This is a genomic window from Pseudomonas lundensis, assembly GCF_002269125.1.
Classification (GTDB): Bacteria; Pseudomonadota; Gammaproteobacteria; order Pseudomonadales; family Pseudomonadaceae; genus Aquipseudomonas; species Aquipseudomonas lundensis_A.
In genome coordinates, this window is record NZ_NQKI01000081.1 from 1 (window position 1) to 2,323 (window position 2,323).

At 55.1% G+C, this 2,323-nt stretch carries 3 protein-coding genes; all 3 read right to left on the reverse strand.

Annotated features, from left to right (window positions below):
• Positions 1–494: 494 nt before the first annotated feature.
• Positions 495–1,445 carry a protein rep gene (locus CJF39_RS22490; protein ID WP_212556001.1) on the reverse strand — a complete coding sequence of 317 codons (951 nt, stop codon included), beginning with the start codon at positions 1,443–1,445 and terminating at the stop codon, positions 495–497.
• 149 nt (positions 1,446–1,594) lie between these two features.
• Positions 1,595–1,903, reverse strand: coding sequence for a hypothetical protein (locus CJF39_RS22495; protein ID WP_094995362.1), 309 nt, complete (start codon positions 1,901–1,903; stop codon positions 1,595–1,597).
• Positions 1,900–2,323: hypothetical protein (locus tag CJF39_RS22500; protein ID WP_249275428.1), on the reverse strand; the 424-nt coding region annotated here is incomplete at its 5' end. The genes CJF39_RS22500 and CJF39_RS22495, both read right to left, overlap by 4 nt.

Below are 2,323 nucleotides of genomic sequence, written 5' to 3' on the forward strand. Positions count from 1 at the left end.
GAAACTCATAATCTATCGGTGACTTCAAAAAGTCAAAGGCAACATCAAGGGCATCCCATGCTGGGGGCCTCCGCTCCGGGCCGGTCGGCCAGGAGCAGAGCGCCCGAAGGGTCTTTGTTTGGTGGTGGGTAAAGGGTTCGCTGCGCCCGTACCTCCGTTCGCCGGGGAGGTGAAGCGCTTCCCCGACGAGCCGGGGGTGCGGCCCTTGACCTGGTGAAGTGTGCGGGGTTGCTGAGAGTGGAGGGATGGAAGCGGTGCGGAATGCTCTTTTTGGTGTCCGTCTGGTGCGGTAGCACCCTCTTGAGCAAAGCGAATGAGCAAGGTGGTGTGGGAATAGCGACGAAGTCGTGGGCCCACAACACACATCTTGCCGTCTGTGATTGGGCGATTGTGTGCAATTCAAGGCAATTTTAGGCAACTGCCGATATGCGATTTTATGCGATTTAACGCGATTCTATGCGATCGAAAAACGCCTCCCGAAAGAGGCGCTGTTGTCAGCTTCTCGGTTTCGGGCTTTCGCCCGTGAACTGATACTCGCCCTGAATGAATCGGTAGAACCGATCCCAGTACGGAAGATCATCGAGAGCTTCGTCCAACAACGATTCAGGCACCTGGACACCGCGGAAAAGTCCGAACGATCCAAGTAGACGCTTACCTTTGAGAATCTGAGCAGCCTGCCAGTTGTCCTCAAGCGTCAGATCCGAGAATTTCACGGCGTACTTGAAAACTTCCATGAAGCCTTCGCTTGGATCGCCTGTGATCGGCCTGCAATCGACAATCATGCTGTCACCGGTGATCTTGTGCCATTCAGCGCTCAAAGCTGCCTGAAAGGGCTCAGAAGCCGCCAAAACGATCATATGGCAGTGCGGGTGCCATCCTTTGCCCTTGTTGGTCAGTTCGAGCGTGTAGACGGCTCCTAGAGCCTTGCACAACTCCGTATAGGGCGCACCACGGACACCAGCGTTAAAATTACGGCGATGATCCATCAGGTTTCGGAGAGAGCGCGTCAGATGCTTCTGGCGTTCTTCCAGGTCATCGCCGTTCTTCACGGTCAGCGTAAGCAGGTAGGGGCGCAATTCGGGGCGTTCGGCCTGTATCACCTGCCAGCGGGTCAGGTAAGCCCCAAGGGCCTTGGCACCACGGCGGATCGCACACAGCGGGCAGATCAAGTGCTGTTTGCAAAACGTGGCGTTATGCAGTCGAACCTTACCCACGGTGAAGTACTCCCGAAAGTGCAGGTAATTACCACAGGTTGAAAGACTGGCGGCAGCCTTCCTGCTGGAGTCGCTAGGATCATCCCGAAGGTGATCGAGCATGAGGTTTGATCTTGCATGAGCCTGACCGTAGCGTGCTATTCTCTCGCTCAGTAACTCAGCTTCATCGACCCTCGTAGAGACCTCAGCCGCCAAGTTGACTGTCTCTACGGGGGTTTTCTTTTTGGCCATTCGTTGGCTCCTTTTCCCGTGCTGGCAGCATACAGCTGCATGCACTTTGTTTCTATGTATCAAGTAAAGAGGCCCCGCCTCCTCTGGAACCCCTGTTACGCGACGCTGACAGGGTGTTCCAGAGGAGGCGGGACCTCAGTTTTTTGAAGTCAAACGCCAGAATGTACGAGCGTGTGTTTGACGCCTTGCGGGATGAAATAACCAACGGTTTTACCGATCGCGTAGACCCCAACAGGGACACGGATGGTTTTGCCCTGGGCAGCCTGAAAGCCGCGAGCGTCTTCCACGTTGAGCGTTACCAGGTCGAGCTTGGTACCACCGCCCTGCAGGGGGATATGCCCAAGGATTTGAACCTTGTCGCGCTGGTCAAAGGCCTCTCCGGTTTTCTTGGAGACGCCCGCAGGCTGGACGTAGACGTTTGCTACCTGTCCGCAGAGGGTGAACATGGCCTCGCTCATACCGGCACCCCGTCGATGGTGCAGTTGTGCGTCTCAAGCACATACTCGGCCTGATCCATGGCTTCAAGAATCGCCATCTCGATGAACTGCCGCTTGCTCATGGACAGCACTGCAAGCAGCGATTCCATGCGATCCACAACAGGCTGAGCCAAGGTGGTACAGACCTGTTTGGAGGGGATCGCAAGCGATCCAGTCTCGCAAACCTGATCCAGAAGGGGAGCAGACAGAGCGTCATTGCGGAATTTGAAGGCGAGTGCACGGAAATGCAGGTATTCGTTGAGGTCGGCCACGATTTTATTCCCTTTGCTATGTATATACCGAGTATTTACATGAGTTTTGATTAGAAACTCATAATCTATCGGTGACTTCAAAAAGTCAAAGGCAACATCAAGGGCATCCCATGCTGGGGGCCTCCGCTCC

Bases quoted from the DNA above. Each gene is read 5' to 3' on its own strand.
- CJF39_RS22490 (WP_212556001.1), bottom strand. From the start codon at position 1,445: ATGGCCAAAAAGAAAACCCCCGTAGAGACAGTCAACTTGGCGGCTGAG.
- CJF39_RS22495 (WP_094995362.1), bottom strand. From the start codon at position 1,903: ATGAGCGAGGCCATGTTCACCCTCTGCGGACAGGTAGCAAACGTCTAC.